This is a genomic window from Streptococcus sp. GMD5S (assembly GCF_000298715.2).
GTDB lineage: Bacteria > Bacillota > Bacilli > Lactobacillales > Streptococcaceae > Streptococcus.
In genome coordinates this window covers 80,856-96,798 of the sequence record NZ_AJRG02000006.1, presented here as the reverse complement: position 1 = coordinate 96,798, position 15,943 = coordinate 80,856, and the positions used below count along the sequence as shown (strand labels likewise).

Below are 15,943 nucleotides of genomic sequence, written 5' to 3'. Positions count from 1 at the left end.
GGCTGGCAAGACTCCAAAAATCATCCCAACGCTGGCTGACACAGCCAAGCTAAAGAGAGCGATTGGGAGGGAAACCCCAACTTCGATACCTGCAATCATGTTTTGAAGCAATACTCCAGCTAACATGGTCATTCCAGCAGCAATCCCAAGACCGATGACACCACCTAGCAAAGTTAAGATCATGGATTCAATCAAAAACTGTACCAAGATATTAGCCCGAGTAGCTCCGAGAGCTTTTCGTAGACCAATCTCCCGCGTGCGTTCTGTCACCGAGACCAGCATGATATTCATGACACCAGTTCCCCCGACAAAGAGAGAGATTCCTGCGATGGCACTGATGATCGTTGTCATAAAACCAAATAGTTGTTGTACCTCTTGGAAGGCGGCAGTTGCATCCGCAACTTGGTACTCCCCTTGCTGAAGACCAGCAATCTCAGTCAATTTTCGAGCCAACTCTGGTCCCAAGGTCTGCGTTAGACTAGTATCATTGACACGAAAGACGATGTTCGAGATTTCATCAGTATTAAAATTGGCTGCGAGAGAAATATTGGTCGTAATTGGAAGACCACCAATCCCAAAGGCTTTAGCAGTTTTAGCTTCATTACTAGTATAAACACCAATCACACGGTAACTAAATTCATTAACAGAGATGATTTGATTAACCGCAGCTTCTGGACTATCAAACAAACTCTTGGCTAGTTCTTCGTCCAGCAAAATCACACTGGCAAATTCCTTGTAGTCTTGCGGTCTTAGACTTCTACCCGCAACGATTTCATTTTCAACTGCGTTCATGTAGGTGCTATTTCCGCCTGTCAGAGTCGCTCGTTCAACTTTCTTATCCTTATAAGATAGGGTGACGTTGGTCGAGTTGGTGACATAGTAGCTGTCTACTCCTTTAAGTTTAGCAGCCTCCTTGACCCAGGATTCTAGTGGTTTTGGTGGTTCAACATGAACATCCTCTTCTTTCCCGCTGACTGTCAAAGCGGATTGTTTCTGCGTAAAGGAACCATCCTTGCTTTTGATAGGAGAGAAAAAGACATGGATATCCTTCTGTGATTTGGTCATGTTTTTATTGACCTGACGAGACATGGAGTCTCCCAGTGCCATGATGACGACGACAGATGAAACTCCGATGATAATCCCAATCATGGTGAGGAAGGAACGCATCTTGTGGGCCATGATGGATGAAAAGGCAAATTTCAGATTCTGCATCTAGTTTTCCTCCTTTTCTACCAGAGCACTGTCTGATGAGATGACCCCATCACGAATGACAATTTGGCGTTTGGCATAGGCAGCAATCTCAGGCTCGTGCGTGACCATGATAATGGTTTTCCCTTCCTTGTTTAACTCAACCAACAGTTGCATAATTTGATTTCCTGTCTTGGTATCCAAGGCTCCTGTGGGTTCGTCTGCTAGGATGATAGAGGGATTATTTACCAAGGCACGCGCAATTGCTACACGTTGCTTTTGACCACCTGATAACTCAGAAGGCAAATGATGACTGCGCTCCGTCAACTCAACCTTTTCCAGAAATTCCTCAGCCAATTTCCGACGTTTAGAAGCCGAAACACCCGCGTAAATCAAGGGCAATTCGACGTTTTGAAGTGCATTGAGCTTGGACAAGAGAAAGAACTGCTGAAAGACAAAACCGATTTGCTGGTTGCGGACCTTGGCCAGTTGTTTCTCTCCAAGACCTGCCACTTCTTGACCTTCAAGATAGTACTCTCCACTAGTTGGTGTATCCAACATTCCGATGGTATTCATCAAGGTAGACTTACCAGAACCAGAAGGTCCCATAATAGCAACAAAGTCACCTTCATGAACTTCTAGATTGATATTTTTAAGGACCTGCAGTTCTTGGTCACCATTTCGATAACTCCTGCAGATATTTTTGAGACTAATTAGTTTTTTCATCAGCCTTCACCTCTTTTCCTTCTTCCAAGGAAGATGTTGGATTACTGATGACCTTGGCTCCGTCTGTCACACCTGAAGTAATTTCTTGGTTGTCTGCGTCCGCATTCCCCAAAGTAACTTCTACCTTCTTCGCTTTTTTCTGGTCGTCAACGACCCAGACATAGTTTTTGTCATTTTCGGTAACAACACTGGTTAAAGGAACAAGGATGGCTTTACTTTTGTTTTTGACTTCAACACTGACTGAGAAACCTTGTTTCAACTCACCGATATCGCTGGTCACATCAACAGTATAAGGGTACTTAGATCCAGTATTTCCTCCAAGAGCTGCATTCGCTGCTTCTCCATTGTTCTTAGGATAATCAGAAATATAGCTGATTTTTCCTGTCCAGCTCTTATCTTGGTAAACCTTCGAAGTAAAGGTAACTTCTTGCCCAACAGAAAGGTTAGCAAGGTTGTATTCAGACAACTCCCCTTTGACTTGCAAGTTTTCATTACTTACGACATGTACTACCACTTGGCTATTACCTGTTGGCGATTTGGAAACATTACGATTAACTTCAACTACAGTCCCTTCTAGTGTACTGAGGACAGTTGCAGCATCTAGCTGAGCTTGAGCCTTGTTGAGTTGAGCAACAGCATCTGCACGGTTATCCTTGGCATCACTGATTTGAGAATCAATAGAAGATACTGAAGAAGTCGCTGCTTGCGCTTGTTCTGGGAGTCCAGCTTCTATTGGAACCTGTGGAGAAGCTGGTGTAGCTGATGCATTCTCACGAGCTTTGTTTAACTCCTCGATATGACGGTCTGCCTTTGCAACTGCACGATCAGCTGCATCATAGGCAGCTTGAGCATCTGCACTGCTGTATTTGACCAAAGCTTGCCCTTCTTCGACCTTGTCCCCGACTGAAACGAGAATTTCATCTAAATCTCCCTTACTAGCATCAAAATAAACGTATTGTTCATTTTTTGCTGTAACCGTACCTGATAAGAGAACCGATGAAGCAACAGAACCTTCCTTAGCAGTAACGATATGAGAGGTTTCCTCCTTGACTGCTGACTGGGAAGGTTGTCTAAAAATCAAAATCCCCGCAGCACCGATAACAATAGCACTGGCAACACCAATCGCTGTGTATAATTGCCATTTTTTTGCCTTCTTATTTCTTTTCATTTTTAAGCTCCTTTATTCTTTTGCCTTACAAAAACCATTATATCAGAAACACCAAGCCCAAACAATGACAGTTCAGATGGAAACAATGACAATTCAGGATCATTATTTCATTCGGTATTCGTTTATTGGATTATTGTGCTAGATATATAATACAATATCTTTTTGAATTTGGCAAGCGTTTTTATAATTTTTTTATCGTAGCAGATTTTTGCATTCAAAAAATAAAAACGATAGAATATGACTATCAAAGCTATAAGGAGTTTTCTATGAGAGAATATGATATCATCGCCATCGGTGGAGGAAGTGGCGGTATCGCCACTATGAACCGAGCTGGTGAACACGGGGCTAAAGCAGCTGTTATCGAGGAGAAAAAATTAGGTGGAACCTGCGTCAATGTCGGCTGTGTTCCTAAGAAAATCATGTGGTATGGAGCGCAAATCGCTGAAAGCCTCCACCACTACGGCCCTGACTACGGTTTTACAAGTTCAGATGTTCAATTTGATTTTGCTAAACTTCGTCAAAATCGTGAAGCCTACATCGATCGTGCCCGCTCGTCTTATGATGGAAGTTTCAAGCGCAACGGTGTTGATTTGATTGAAGGTCGTGCTCATTTCGTTGATGCTCATACAGTCAGCGTTAATGGTGAATTGATTCGTGCAAAGCATATCGTGATTGCGACTGGTGCTCGACCAAGCATTCCAACTATTCCTGGAGCTGAACTCGGTGGTAGCTCAGACGATGTCTTTGCTTGGGAGCAACTTCCTGAATCCGTTGCTATCCTAGGCGCAGGCTATATCGCGGTTGAGCTAGCTGGTGTTCTCCATGCACTCGGTGTAAAAACTGATTTGTTCGTCCGCCGAGATCGTCCTTTACGTGGTTTTGACAGCTACATCGTTGAAGGTCTTGTCAATGAAATGGAAAAAACAGGTCTACCTTTGCACACACATAAGGTACCCGTCAAGCTCGAAGAAACGGAGCAAGGTATTACCATTCATTTCGAAGACGGTTCTAGTCACACTGCCAGCCAAGTTATCTGGGCTACCGGTCGCCGTCCAAATGTAGACGGTCTGGAGTTAGAAAAGGCTGGAGTTACACTCAACCAACGTGGATTTATCCAAGTCGATGAATACCAAAATACAGTTGTAGATGGCATCTATGCTCTTGGAGACGTTACTGGTGAGAAAGAACTGACCCCAGTAGCCATCAAGGCAGGACGTACCCTATCTGAACGCCTCTTCAACGGGAAAACAAACGCCAAGATGGACTACACGACTATCCCTACAGTTGTTTTCTCCCACCCAGCAATCGGAACAGTCGGTTTAACTGAAGATCAAGCCATCAAAGAATACGGCCAAGATAACATCAAAGTCTACAAGTCAAGCTTTGCATCAATGTACTCAGCCGTTACAAGCCATCGTCAAGAATCTCGCTTCAAACTCATCACTGCAGGTACTGACGAAAAAGTTGTTGGCCTACACGGACTTGGTTACGGAGTGGATGAGATGATTCAAGGATTCGCTGTTGCTATTAAGATGGGAGCAACCAAGGCGGACTTTGATGCTACAGTAGCAATCCACCCAACCGCTTCAGAAGAATTTGTGACCATGCGCTAATTATCGCAAGAGACCTCTTGAGGTCTCTTTTTACTTGCAAAATCGGCCGTTACAAAATTGTTACCTTGATTCCAAAAATAGGTTGACTTTTGTTTCTGAATTAGTATAATAGTTACTATAATTTTGAAAAGAGGTTAACAGTTTTGAAAAAAGCTCATATCTATGCTATCCCTGCTATAGGTGCTGCTCTCATCGCCGTATTGGCACAAATCAGTCTCCCTATCGGTCCTGTCCCCTTCACTCTGCAAAACTTTGCGATCGGTCTGATTGCTACTGTTTTTAGACCCAGAGAAGCTGTTCTATCTGTAGCTCTCTATCTCTTGCTGGGTGCCATTGGTTTACCTGTTTTTGCAGGGGGAGGAGCTGGATTTCACGTTTTAGTCGGCCCAAGTGCAGGCTATCTTTGGTTCGACCTTGTCTATGCTGGACTTACATCTTATCTCATCCATCAAAAAAGTAGCTACATTCGCATTTTCCTAGCCAACCTCTTGGGCGATTCACTCGTCTTTGTCGGAGGTATTCTCAGCCTCCACTTCCTTGCCGGGATGCCATTTGATAAGGCACTAGCTGTCGGTGTCCTTCCCTTTATCCTCCCTGATCTTGGTAAGATTATTGCCATTAGTTTCATTAGTCGTCCCCTACTCGAACGATTGAACAGCCTTCCATATTTTTCAAGATAAAAGAATAGTCCAGAACAATTGTTCTGGACTATTTCCTTTCTAAGAATCAACTGTACACTATTTAGCTACTTGACTATTCTTATACCGGTATGAATATTAATCGTTTTATTCTTCAAATTACAGCTATTCACGATATGCAAAGTAGAAAAGTATTCTAATTGATTCAAACCAAATAAGCTTCCATTGATTTTGGATTCTTAGCAATTGTATACTTTTCAGAAAACGCATTTTCAATGATTGAGCTATATTTTATAAATTATTTGTGATACAATAGAGCTACCTAAAAGATTCAGAAAATTTAATGTTCATTGATTGTTTATATTAACTTGAACATTCTGATTTTTCTTCATTCAAAAATAACTGTAAATAATTATAAGTAGAAAGGTAATTCTATGGCAAAGAATACTCGTGAGCTAATCATTAGAGCTCTCATCACACTAGCTAAGAAAAATCCTCAGCGTAGTTCCTTTACAATGACTGAAATTGCTGCTGAAGCTGGTATTTCACGACAAGCGATTTATCAAAAGCATTTTAACAACTTTGAAGATATTATCGAATACATTCACGAAGAGACCAATCAGCACTTTTTTAACGTCTTTAATAAGTACTGCCCTAGCAATGATGGAGATCCTATCAGCTTTTTAGCAGACCATATACTTCCTCTCATATACGAAAAAAGGGAAATTGTTAACACCTTGTATACCACACAAGTCGACCCATGTTGGAAGGAATTTCTGCGTGGAACATACTCAGAGTGGGTACTAAAGAATGTCAATTACCAACTGAAATATAATTTTAATAAAGAGGACATCGCTTATATCATTACGACCATGGCAATCTCTTTCATTGAAGTCTGGATTCGTAAGGATGATCCAACACCACCTGAAGAGTATAGAGAGACTTTTATTCAATTGTCTAAAACTTCTCTGTGTGACTATATTGTGTCCTAAAAAAAGAATCTTGAGTTGCACTCAAGATTCTTTTTATTGTTGCCCTTTAAAGGCATCGACCATTACCTGAAATTCTTCATTGGAAAGCGTGATTCCTTTGCCCATTTTGGTATGGTCTGGGCTCCAAGCGCGAATGTCAAACTTTGCAGGGGCACCATTAAAGCTAACGCGATTTAGTTCTTTTGTCCATCCTTTGTCATTTTCAGACAAGGTGAGCAAGTGTTCTTCGATTTCAAATGTAAATTCTGCCATTTTAACTCCTTTATGTGATATGCTTTCTATAGTCTATTCGTAAAAATCTTGTGGTTTTTAGGAAAATTTTATATAATGTGGATATATAAGAAGGGAGGATTCTATGAGACAGACATTCAAACTAGTTCTAGATAAACTACATGGTTTTCTCAATGGGAATGATGATCATCCTCAAATCGAGGATAACTCCCTCACTGCTATGATTGAACAAGCCATCCAAAGAAAGACGGCTGTTCATGTCATACTTGCTGAGACAAGTTTTACGGGTGATATTGTTAAACACGATGCTAATCGCCAACAAATTATCGTCAAAAATTTTTCAAAAAACGTGACCCGAATCATTCGTATCAGTGATATTAAACGACTTCGTTTTGTTCCCTCAACCGTACAAAAAGCTCAGAAAAATCTATTTAAGAAAGAGTGAGATGTTCTTTGCATCCCACTCTTTTTCTTAACGAATTTGTTCAAAATGAAGATGAACAGCGATATGGTCGCCATAACCACTTCTCTCCAAATCGCGTTGCAAGCGATAAGAGATATAATGTTCTGCGATTGTAATGTAGCCAGCTCCAAGCAAGCGGTGCTCAACCATTGACTGGATCATGCTGATAGTGGCACGTTCTACTTTTGCTTCTTCCAAGTCCAAAACGACTTTTTTAGTAACTTGAGCTAAGTTTTGACGTAGGTCATCAGTCAAAACATAAACTGTTTGGGCTGCTTTTAGAACAGCTTGGTAAATTTTATCTGGATCAAATTCAGCAATTTCTCCATTACGTTTGATTACTTGCATAAGGTTCTCCTTTATTCTTTGTTTTCTTTGATTTCAGCCAGCATCTTTTCTTCTTCGGCTGTCAGTTTATAGTTTTCTAGCAGGTCAGGTCTGCGTTCGTAGGTTTTCTTTAGACTCTCATACAGCCGCCACTGGCGAATCTTTTCATGGTGCCCACTCATGAGCACATCTGGCACGACCATACCTCGATAGTTATAAGGGCGAGTGTACTGAGGATATTCGAGAAGACCCGAAGAAAAGCTATCATCCTGGTGACTAGACTCCTTACCAATCACTTCCGGTATCAATCGCACAGTCGCATCGATCATGGTCATGGCCGCCAATTCTCCTCCAGTCAAAACATAGTCTCCTAGGGAAATTTCATCAGTTACCAAGGTCTTGATGCGCTCGTCATACCCTTCATAATGACCGCAGATAAAGATTAGTTCTTCCTCTTGAGCCAAATCCTCAGCATAAGTCTGATCAAACTGCTTTCCAGCTGGATCGAGGAGAATGACGCGCGGATTTTTCTTTTCAATAGCATCAAAGGCATCGAAAATGGGTTGAGCCCTTAGCAACATCCCCTGACCGCCTCCGTAAGGTTCATCGTCAACATGACGGGCCTTTTCAGCATATTCTCTGAAATTATGATACTGGATATCCAAGAGCCCTTTTTCTCGAGCCTTCCCAACAATCGAGTGTTCCAGCGGAGAAAACATCTCAGGAAAGAGGGTTAAAATATCAATCTTCATCATCTAGTCCTTCTAAGATTTCCACTTCGACCCGCTTGTTTGGAATATCAACATTGAGAACTACTGGCGGAATGTAAGGTAAAAGCAAATCTCGCTTACCTTTTCGCTTTACCACCCAGACATCGTTGGCTCCCGGTTGTAGGATTTCCTTGATAGTTCCTATCAAGTTATCACCCTCGTAAACATCCAAACCGATAATCTCGTGATAATAGAATTCTCCATCATCTAGATCGTTCAAATCTTCCTCGGCGACCTTGAGACTATAGCCCTTGTACTTTTCAATCGCATTGATATGGTACATGTCTTTGAATTTGATAATGTCAAAGTTCTTATGCTTACGGTGACTTGCGATGGTCACTGTTTGGACAAACTGGTCTTTATCATCAAATAAAGCCAGCTCTGCCCCTTTTTTAAACCGTTCCTCAGCAAAATCCGTCACAGACAAGACTCGCATCTCACCTTGTAGACCCTGCGTATTGACGATTTTCCCAACATTAAAGTAGTTCATCTTGTCTCCTGTATCTATTTCTATCCTTTATTTTATCACGTTCCAGGGATTTTCACAAGTTGGAGAAAATCAGCTATAATCCCAAAATTGCTAGTAGTTTCCTCTTTAATGTTAATTTATATTTAAAAGAAGAAATATTTATATTCCCGTTATACATATTACTATAAAATGTATACTCCCCAATTTGACCTTGACTTGTCTTCCATTTCATTCTTAAACTAGGTATAGTCTCAGGTAAATTTGTATAAATCAATAAGCATGTATAATTTTTTAAATTTTTGACTGTATGTATTTTATCTTGAACGACTAAACGATTACTTTTTGAATCATAGATTAAAGAATAAAATTCTACAATTTCAATATCAACTTCTTTTGGATAAAAAATCAAATGGTTATAATGTTTATCATTTTTATTATGTTTAAACTCATAAACATGATGAAATCTCGTATGTAAGTAAGGAATCAAATTCGATTGGTTTAATTGCCTGAATTTCGATATTATTAATATAGGCCTTATTCTGGAAACTAATTTTTAAAATTACACCTATAAAAGTCGAAATCTGTATAATTCGTAATAACCAATCAATATACATCGCCCAGTCTATTTTTAAAAAATAATCAGTGTTCAATATTTCTCAAATCTCCCTTCAAAAATCCTTCCAAATCTCTTTCATGCTGATACTTAATGGCAGACTTCTTATCTTTGTCAAAGATGGTTTTGGTTAGGTCAATATCGTTGATGGCCGCAATTGCAACCGTATAGTGAATGATATCTGCCAGTTCTTTGGCTAGTTCCTCGTTTGAGTCCTGAACGCCCTCTTTTCGACCAGAGCGCCCATTCAAGACCTCAGCTACTTCTCCGACTTCCTCCACTAGTTTGATAAAGAGGCCTTCCTCAGTTCGAGACTGTTGGTAATGTTCGAGTAAGTAAGCTTGTAATTGTCTAAAGGTTAAATCCTTCATCTTCTCCTCCACAAAAAAGCGAGACATCTGTCCCGCTTTCTTTATTTTTCATCGATAACGATTCTTACTTTCTTGTCTTCAGTTGGGACAGAGTAGACAATCGTTCTTATCGCTGAGATAGTGCGACCCTTACGACCGATAACACGACCGACATCGCTTTGGTCAAGATCCAAGTGATACTCCAAAAACTCTGGCGTGTCTTCGATCTTGATAGTTAAGGCATCAGGGTGTGAAATCAAAGGTTTCACAATCGCAATAATGAGATTTTCAATCGTATCCATCTGTCAACCTACTTTAAACTTATTTTGAGAATTTAGAATCGTGGAATTTTTTCAATACGCCTTCTTTTGAAAGGATGTTGCGAACTGTATCTGAAGGTTGAGCTCCATCAGCCAACCATGCAAGAACGCGGTCTTCTTTCAAAGTTACTTGGTTTTCAGCAACAAGTGGGTTGTAAGTCCCAACTGTTTCGATGAAACGTCCGTCACGTGGTGAACGTGAGTCTGCTACGTTGATACGGTAGAAAGGTTTTTTCTTAGAACCCATACGAGTCAAACGGATTTTAACTGCCATTTTTTAATGTCTCTTTTCTTATTTTTTTATTTCGGTGAAATAGCTGAGCTATTTAGCACATGTTCTATTATAGCAGATTTCTGACAGGTGTCAAGAAAAAAACTTGACAGAGTCTTAATTTTTTTAACTACTAGAAATTTTTAGTAAAATCTTTTACATTTGAAATCAAACTCCTTTTAAGGTACAATGGTAGAAATGAATTTTTGAGAGGTTAACAATGAAAAAACTAGCAACCCTTCTTTTACTATCAACTGTAGCCCTTGTTGGATGTACTAGTATCCAACGTGGTCTCCGTGGTGATGAATATGTCGACTCTAGTATCTCTGCTGAAGAAAGCTCAAAAGCAGCTGCTCAGGCTGCCAAAGATTTGAATGACGCTTTGACAAATGACAATGCCAACTTCCCTCAACTTTCTAAGGAAGTTGCTGAAGACGAAGCTGAGGTCATTTTACACACAAATCAAGGCGATATCCGCATCAAACTCTTTCCAAAACTAGCACCTCTTGCGGTTGAAAACTTCCTTACTCACGCTAAGGAAGGCTACTATAACGGCATCACCTTCCACCGTGTCATCGATGGCTTTATGGTTCAAACTGGAGATCCTAAGGGAGATGGTACAGGAGGCCAATCTATCTGGCATGATAAGGATAAAACGAAGGACAAGGGAACTGGTTTCAAAAATGAAATCTCTCCTTACCTATACAATATCCGAGGAGCCCTTGCTATGGCTAACACTGGTCAACCAAACACCAACGGTAGCCAGTTCTTCATCAACCAAAATTCAACAGATATTTCAGCTAAACTCCCTACAAGCAAGTATCCAAAGAAAATCATCGAAGCCTATAAAGAAGGTGGAAATCCAAGTCTAGACGGCAAACACCCTGTCTTTGGTCAAGTCATCGATGGCATGGATATTGTTGACAAAATTGCCAAGGCTGAAAAAGATGAGAAAGACAAACCAACGTCTGCTATCACCATTGATAGTATCGAAGTGGTAAAAGACTACGATTTCAGCAAAAAATAAGCCATCAACAGATAAGGAGACGATGACATGATTTTATTTTGGGGTTCTAAAGGTTATCAGAAAGATTTGGGACATACGCAAACAGCGATCGAATGTGGTCACTGTAACAATGTCGACACATGGGAGATCGTAGAAACTGGACGCAAATTTACCCTCTACTGGATTCCACTTTTTCCTTATGGTAAAAGTTACTTCGTTTCTTGTCCGATTTGCCACTACGGTAAAGAAATTGAGAAATCTGAAGTTGAAAACTATTTAAATTACTAGTCAAAAAAGCCAAGTCATTTCGACTTGGCTTTTTTAGCACCTTTAAGTTAGCTTGTTAAAGTCCCAGATTTGGTCCATCCAGCCTTCATAAAAGTCTGGTTCGTGGCAAACCATTAGAATACTTCCTTTGTATTCTTTAAGCGCCCGTTTGAGTTCATCCTTGGCATCTACATCCAAGTGGTTGGTCGGCTCGTCCAGCACTAAGACGTTATTTTCACGGTTCATCAAGAGACAGAAACGCACCTTGGCCTGTTCCCCACCTGACAAGACTTGAATTTGACTTTCGATGTGCTTGGTTGTCAAACCACAACGAGCAAGGGCCGCACGAACTTCTGCCTGATTGAGTGCAGGAAAGGCATTCCAGACAGCTTCAAGAGGGGTTTGACGATTGCCACCTTCTACTTCTTGCTCAAAGTAACCAAGTTCTAGGTAATCACCGCGTTCAACTTCCCCAGCGATTGGCGGAATAATGCCCAAGAGAGACTTCAAGAGGGTTGTTTTCCCGATACCATTTGCCCCGATAATAGCAACCTTTTGATTGCGTTCAAAGGTGAGGTTTAAAGGCTTAGTCAGAGGACGGTCATAACCAATCTGCAAGTCCTTGGCTTGGAAGATAAAACGCCCTGGCGTACGAGCTGTTTTGAAATCAAAGGATGGTTTTGGCTTCTCACTTTGCAGTTCGATAATATCCATCTTGTCGAGTTTCTTTTGACGGGACATGGCCATATTACGCGTTGCAACACGCGCTTTGTTTCGAGCCACGAAATCCTTGAGGTCTGCAATCTCTTTCTGTTGGCGTTCGTAGGCTGCCTCCAGTTGAGATTTCTTCATAGCATAGACTTCTTGGAACTGGTAATAGTCACCAGAGTAACGCGTCAGCTGTTGATTTTCCACATGGTAGACGATATTGATTACGTCGTTGAGGAAAGGAATATCGTGCGAAATAAGGACAAAGGCATTCTCATAGTTTTGGAGATAACGCTTGAGCCAGTCAATGTGTTCAGCATCCAAGTAGTTGGTTGGCTCGTCAAGCAACAAAATATCTGGTTTTTCAAGGAGGAGTTTAGCCAAAAGCACCTTGGTTCTTTGTCCACCTGATAAGGCTGTTACATCTGTATCCATGCCATAGTCCATGACACCCAGAGCACGCGCTACTTCATCAATCTTAGCATCCAAAGTATAGAAGTCACGACTCTCCAAACGGTCTTGTAGTTCGCCAACTTCTTCCATGAGCGCGTCGATATCCGCTCCGTCTTCAGCCATTTCCATATAGAGGTCATTGATACGAGCTTCTGCTTTAAATAGCTCATCAAAGGCTGTACGCAAGACATCACGCACGGTTTGACCTTCCTTTAGTACAGCGTGCTGATCCAGATAGCCAGCAGTCACATATTTGGACCACTCCACCTTCCCTTCATCTGGTAACATCTTACCAGTCACGATGCTCATAAAGGTTGATTTCCCTTCACCATTGGCGCCGACTAGACCGATATGTTCTCCCTTGAGGAGACGGAAGGACACATCTTCAAAAATTGCACGGTCACCAAAACCGTGACTTAAATTTTTAACTTCTAAAATACTCATTCTAATTCCTTATCTTGTTTTTATGCAGTCCTTTATAGAGGACCCAAGCCAGATAGCCTCCCAGGGTATTGGTCCACAAATCATCAATCTCAAAGACGCGATTAAAATCAAAGAAAAAGTCTAAGACCAGTTGCGTGCACTCGATTCCTAAACTCAGTAGAAAGCTGAGAAGGATGATTTTTTTGGTTTGTCGCAAGTTTGGGCAGAGATAGATCAGTTGAAAGACTAGTGGGAAAAGCAAGAAGACATTTAAAATGTTCTGCAAAAAGATCCAAAGGACTTGTCCCAAACTAGTCACTTCACCCAGTTTCCAAAAGGAGTTTAAGGGAGTTAAAAGAAAAACCAGGCGTCCAAAAGTTTGAATACCTGGAGTTTCCACTCCTGTAGGAAGTTGAGGTTGGGGAGTAAAACAAAAACAGACAATGCAAAGACTGTAAATAGCCACTCCCAATCTTAAGATTAATTCTCTTTTTTTAGTCATTTTATGGATTTACCGCTGCGACTGCCTTCTGGCGGTCACGTTTCATTGTATTGGAGCGTAATTGTCCACAAGCTGCATCAATATCTGTACCATGCTCTTGACGGACAACACAGTTGACCCCTTTTTTCTTGAGGGTATCGTAGAAGGCCATCACGCGCTCTTTAGGACTACGGCTATATTGGTCATGTTCACTAACTGGGTTATAGGGAATCAAGTTTACATAAGACAATTTCTTGATATTCTTGAGCAATTCAGCCAATTCCAAGGCTTGTTCAACACCATCGTTGACTTCATTGAGCATGATATATTCAAAGGTCACACGGCGATTGGTTGTTTCGATATAGTACTCAATAGCTGCAAAGAGCTTTTCAATCGGAAAGGCACGGTTGATCTTCATGATGCTTGAGCGCAATTCATTATTGGGTGCGTGAAGAGACACAGCCAGATTGACCTGTACGCCTTCATTAGCAAAGTCACGAATTTTATGGGCCAAACCTGAAGTTGAAACAGTGATGTGACGAGCACCGATAGCCATCCCCTTGTCATCATTGATGGTGCGGACGAAATTCAACACATTGTTGTAGTTATCAAATGGTTCTCCAATTCCCATGACAACAATATGACTGACACGCTCGTCCTGACCACGCTCATCAAAATATTTCTGAACCAGCATGATCTGCGCTACAATTTCACCGTTATTAAGATCACGTTGCTTCTTAATCAAGCCTGACGCACAGAAGGTACAACCAATATTACAGCCAACCTGAGTGGTCACACAGACTGACAAACCGTAGTGTTGACGCATGAGTACTGTCTCAATCAACATGCCATCTGGCAACTCGAAAAGATACTTAACAGTACCGTCAGCTGACTCTTGTACGATGCGTTGTTTCAATGGATTTACGACAAACTGCTCATTGAGCTTGGCAATCAAATCCTTGGAAAGGTTGGTCATTTCTTCAAATGACTGGACACGTTTACGGTAGAGCCATTCCCAAATCTGATCTGCTCGGAATTTCTTTTCTCCTTGTTCTAACACCCATTCTTGCATGGCTTGACGTGTTAAACTATAAATAGACGGTTTCATCTCTTCTCCTTATTCTCTATCTATTTCTGACGAATGACAAAATGGCGCTGTCCCTTGTCCTCTTTCTGAGACTTTTGGTCCTTATGACGACGTCTATTTCGCTTATCCGCATTTGGTTTTCTCTTGTTTTGCGAAGGTTTCTTTCCTCTTCTAGGAAGATTCTCCTCTTCCTTTTTACGTATTTTCTTGTCAAATGAAGCACGCTTAGGTGCTTGGTTTTCTAGGACAAAATAAGCACAACCATAACTACAGTACTCCAAAAGATAATCCTGTAAGCGACTGATTTTTTCAATTTTTTCCTCTGTTCGATCGTCTTTGTAAAAACCTCGTAGGCGAAGCTGTTCATTGCTCCAGTCCCCTACGACATAATCAAACTTGGTCAACACTTCTGAAAAGCGCTGATTAAAGACGGTCACATCGAAAGCCTCCTTGATATTTTCAACCAAGGTAAAAGCAATCCCTTCAGTCTCAACTTTATCCCCATTTATCTGAAATTCTGGGCCAGGAAACTTGTTATAATTGTATAATTCAGGTGAAATTTCTTTACGCATAGTCTTCCTTTTCCACGATTACTTAACACTCTATTTTACCATATTTTCTACAAGTTGGCACGAATATCCTGAAAATGAAAAAAGTCTGACGATTCTGTCAGACTTCTGCTTGAAAACCTTAAAAAGAGAAGAACAATTCTTCCCTCCATATTTTATTATTTAGCTGCTGCGTAAAGCTCGTCTACCTTGTTCCAGTTAATCACTGAGAAGAAAGCTTTGATGTAGTCAGGACGCACGTTGCGGTATTTCACGTAGTAAGCATGTTCCCAAACGTCCAAGCCCAAGATTGGTTTTTTACCTTCTGAGATTGGTGTATCTTGGTTTGCTGTTGAAGTCACTTCAAGCTTCCCTTCTTTGTTGACAACCAACCATGCCCAGCCAGAACCAAAGCGTGTTGTAGCTGCTGCTGTAAAGGCTGCTTGGAACTCTTCAAATGAACCAAATGTTGCGTCGATTGCTGCTGCAAGTTCTGCTGAAGGGGCAGTCTTTTCAGGAGTCATCAATTCCCAGAAAAGAGCGTGGTTCAAGTGTCCACCACCATTGTTGATAAGCGCTTGGCGGATATCAGCTGGGATAGATTCTACATCAGCAAGCAAAGCTTCAAGGTCTTCACCGATTTCAGGGTGTTTTTCAAGAGCAGCATTGGCATTGTTGACGTAGGTTTGATGGTGCTTGTCATGGTGCAAGTGCATTGTTTCAGCATCGATGTATGGTTCCAAGGCGTCATACGCGTATGGAAGGTCTGGTAAGATAATAGCCATCTGTAATACCTCTTTTTCTTTCTATAAGAAAATGATAACGCAATCA

21 protein-coding genes are annotated in these 15,943 nt (G+C 41.2%); 6 read left to right on the top strand and 15 right to left on the bottom strand.

Annotated features, from left to right (window positions below):
* From GMD5S_RS0204695 to GMD5S_RS0204685, 3 genes are all read right to left on the bottom strand, one after another.
* The coding region (locus GMD5S_RS0204695; protein ID WP_016893684.1) for an ABC transporter permease at positions 1–1,212 on the bottom strand (1,212 nt) is incomplete at its 3' end.
* Positions 1,213–1,914, bottom strand: a complete 702-nt coding sequence (locus GMD5S_RS0204690) for an ABC transporter ATP-binding protein (protein ID WP_000733786.1) — start codon at positions 1,912–1,914, stop codon at positions 1,213–1,215. It abuts the gene before it with no gap.
* Positions 1,898–3,082, bottom strand: coding sequence for an efflux RND transporter periplasmic adaptor subunit (locus tag GMD5S_RS0204685; protein WP_000827875.1), 1,185 nt, complete (start codon positions 3,080–3,082; stop codon positions 1,898–1,900). Before GMD5S_RS0204685 ends, GMD5S_RS0204690 begins: the two co-directional genes overlap by 17 nt.
* 266 nt (positions 3,083–3,348) lie before the next feature.
* On the opposite strand from GMD5S_RS0204685, the gene gor reads away from it, so the two are divergent.
* From gor to GMD5S_RS0204670, 3 genes are all read left to right on the top strand, one after another.
* A complete protein-coding gene (gene gor, locus GMD5S_RS0204680) occupies positions 3,349–4,695 on the top strand; it encodes a glutathione-disulfide reductase (protein ID WP_001209564.1) in 1,347 nt (448 codons plus the stop codon).
* A gap of 143 nt (positions 4,696–4,838) precedes the next feature.
* Entirely contained in the window at positions 4,839–5,375 is a 537-nt protein-coding gene (locus tag GMD5S_RS0204675) for a biotin transporter BioY (protein WP_000709012.1), read from the top strand.
* Between the two features lie 392 nt (positions 5,376–5,767).
* Complete coding sequence (locus GMD5S_RS0204670) at positions 5,768–6,325, top strand: TetR/AcrR family transcriptional regulator (RefSeq protein ID WP_001107630.1); 558 nt, start codon at positions 5,768–5,770, stop codon at positions 6,323–6,325.
* A gap of 33 nt (positions 6,326–6,358) precedes the next feature.
* Here GMD5S_RS0204670 and GMD5S_RS0204665 read toward each other — a convergent pair whose 3' ends face one another.
* Positions 6,359–6,577 carry a YdbC family protein gene (locus GMD5S_RS0204665; protein ID WP_000807417.1) on the bottom strand — a complete coding sequence of 73 codons (219 nt, stop codon included), beginning with the start codon at positions 6,575–6,577 and terminating at the stop codon, positions 6,359–6,361.
* Positions 6,578–6,680: 103 nt separating this feature from the next.
* Between GMD5S_RS0204665 and GMD5S_RS0204660 the strand changes: the two genes are divergently transcribed.
* Entirely contained in the window at positions 6,681–7,001 is a 321-nt protein-coding gene (locus GMD5S_RS0204660) for a hypothetical protein (protein WP_001250031.1), read from the top strand.
* A 27-nt stretch (positions 7,002–7,028) separates the two neighbouring features.
* Here the strand turns inward: GMD5S_RS0204660 and GMD5S_RS0204655 are convergent, their stop codons facing one another.
* The 6 genes from GMD5S_RS0204655 to rpsP form a co-directional block, all read right to left on the bottom strand.
* Positions 7,029–7,367: an ATP cone domain-containing protein gene (locus GMD5S_RS0204655; RefSeq protein ID WP_001196045.1), complete on the bottom strand. Its 339-nt coding sequence runs from the start codon at positions 7,365–7,367 to the stop codon at positions 7,029–7,031.
* An 11-nt stretch (positions 7,368–7,378) separates the two neighbouring features.
* Positions 7,379–8,098: a tRNA (guanosine(37)-N1)-methyltransferase TrmD gene (trmD, locus tag GMD5S_RS0204650; RefSeq protein ID WP_008289256.1), complete on the bottom strand. Its 720-nt coding sequence runs from the start codon at positions 8,096–8,098 to the stop codon at positions 7,379–7,381.
* The gene (gene rimM, locus GMD5S_RS0204645) at positions 8,088–8,606 is read right to left on the bottom strand and encodes a ribosome maturation factor RimM (protein ID WP_001105876.1); all 519 of its coding nucleotides are present in this window, start codon (positions 8,604–8,606) and stop codon (positions 8,088–8,090) included. The genes trmD and rimM overlap by 11 nt, the downstream gene beginning before the upstream one ends.
* Positions 8,607–9,224: 618 nt before the next feature.
* Positions 9,225–9,569 (bottom strand): MazG nucleotide pyrophosphohydrolase domain-containing protein, encoded by a 345-nt coding sequence (locus GMD5S_RS0204640; RefSeq protein ID WP_000654122.1) that lies wholly within the window; start codon positions 9,567–9,569, stop codon positions 9,225–9,227.
* Between the two features lie 41 nt (positions 9,570–9,610).
* The gene (gene kphA / locus GMD5S_RS0204635) at positions 9,611–9,850 is read right to left on the bottom strand and encodes an RNA-binding protein KphA (protein ID WP_000379615.1); all 240 of its coding nucleotides are present in this window, start codon (positions 9,848–9,850) and stop codon (positions 9,611–9,613) included.
* 19 nt (positions 9,851–9,869) lie between these two features.
* A complete protein-coding gene (gene rpsP / locus GMD5S_RS0204630) occupies positions 9,870–10,142 on the bottom strand; it encodes a 30S ribosomal protein S16 (RefSeq protein WP_000268760.1) in 273 nt (90 codons plus the stop codon).
* A gap of 217 nt (positions 10,143–10,359) precedes the next feature.
* Here rpsP and GMD5S_RS0204625 point away from each other — a divergent pair, with 217 nt between their 5' ends.
* Together GMD5S_RS0204625 and GMD5S_RS0204620 are read left to right on the top strand one after the other, a co-directional pair.
* Positions 10,360–11,166: a peptidylprolyl isomerase gene (locus tag GMD5S_RS0204625; RefSeq protein WP_000731940.1), complete on the top strand. Its 807-nt coding sequence runs from the start codon at positions 10,360–10,362 to the stop codon at positions 11,164–11,166.
* A 27-nt stretch (positions 11,167–11,193) separates the two neighbouring features.
* Positions 11,194–11,433, top strand: coding sequence for a zinc-ribbon domain-containing protein (locus tag GMD5S_RS0204620; RefSeq protein ID WP_000600214.1), 240 nt, complete (start codon positions 11,194–11,196; stop codon positions 11,431–11,433).
* 42 nt (positions 11,434–11,475) lie between these two features.
* Here GMD5S_RS0204620 and GMD5S_RS0204615 read toward each other — a convergent pair whose 3' ends face one another.
* The 5 genes from GMD5S_RS0204615 to sodA form a co-directional block, all read right to left on the bottom strand.
* The gene (locus GMD5S_RS0204615) at positions 11,476–13,017 is read right to left on the bottom strand and encodes an ABC-F family ATP-binding cassette domain-containing protein (RefSeq protein ID WP_000025360.1); all 1,542 of its coding nucleotides are present in this window, start codon (positions 13,015–13,017) and stop codon (positions 11,476–11,478) included.
* Position 13,018: 1 nt separating this feature from the next.
* Positions 13,019–13,498, bottom strand: a complete 480-nt coding sequence (locus tag GMD5S_RS0204610) for a VanZ family protein (RefSeq protein WP_000163102.1) — start codon at positions 13,496–13,498, stop codon at positions 13,019–13,021.
* Position 13,499: 1 nt separating this feature from the next.
* Positions 13,500–14,585: a 23S rRNA (adenine(2503)-C(2))-methyltransferase RlmN gene (gene rlmN / locus GMD5S_RS0204605; protein WP_000804751.1), complete on the bottom strand. Its 1,086-nt coding sequence runs from the start codon at positions 14,583–14,585 to the stop codon at positions 13,500–13,502.
* A 20-nt stretch (positions 14,586–14,605) separates the two neighbouring features.
* On the bottom strand, positions 14,606–15,136 hold the full coding sequence (locus GMD5S_RS0204600; RefSeq protein WP_001224385.1) for a YutD family protein: 531 nt from the start codon (positions 15,134–15,136) through the stop codon (positions 14,606–14,608).
* 155 nt (positions 15,137–15,291) lie between these two features.
* The gene (gene sodA / locus GMD5S_RS0204595; RefSeq protein ID WP_000974733.1) at positions 15,292–15,897 is read right to left on the bottom strand and encodes a superoxide dismutase SodA; all 606 of its coding nucleotides are present in this window, start codon (positions 15,895–15,897) and stop codon (positions 15,292–15,294) included.
* Positions 15,898–15,943 lie beyond the last annotated feature (46 nt).